The organism is Polaromonas sp. P1_G2 (genome assembly GCF_056405515.1).
This window is the reverse complement of the sequence record NZ_JBFUBY010001263.1, coordinates 1-433: the sequence shown is the minus strand read 5'-3', so window position 1 is coordinate 433 and position 433 is coordinate 1. Positions and strand designations below refer to the sequence as shown.

The following is a 433-nucleotide window of genomic DNA, read 5'->3' as shown; positions in this document are numbered from 1 at the left end:
GCTACACCCGGTCGACCGTCACGACGGAGCGATAGGCGCCGACCGGATTGTCGCCCGCGGCATAGATGCCGAGACCGGTCGGCGTCAGCAGAAAAATCTTCCAGGCGATCAGCACCAGCACGAGCAGCATGAAGGCGACGGGCGTGTTGCCGGCGAGCAGATCGGAGAACCAGGTGGGGATGAAGCCGCCGGGCCGTGGGAGGATGAGCAGCGCGATGCCGGTGATGATGAACGAGCTCGCAAGAGTGACGATGATCGCCGGCAGCCGAAGATAGGCGACGACAGTCCCCATCAACGCTCCGAGGATCAGCCCGGAAAGGGCCGCGGCGACGATGCCGCCAGGCGTGCCGAGCGGTCCGCCCATGGTCGTCGCAGCGATCACGGCGCCGAGGCTGACCATCGGCCCGATCGCCAGCGAAATGCCGCCATTCAG

General features: G+C 66.5%; 1 protein-coding gene. It reads right to left on the bottom strand.

What is annotated here, in order from left to right:
- Position 1 precedes the first annotated feature (1 nt).
- On the bottom strand, positions 2-433 hold a 432-nt coding region (locus AC1D0P_RS30065), incomplete at its 5' end, for an ABC transporter permease subunit (protein ID WP_477680073.1).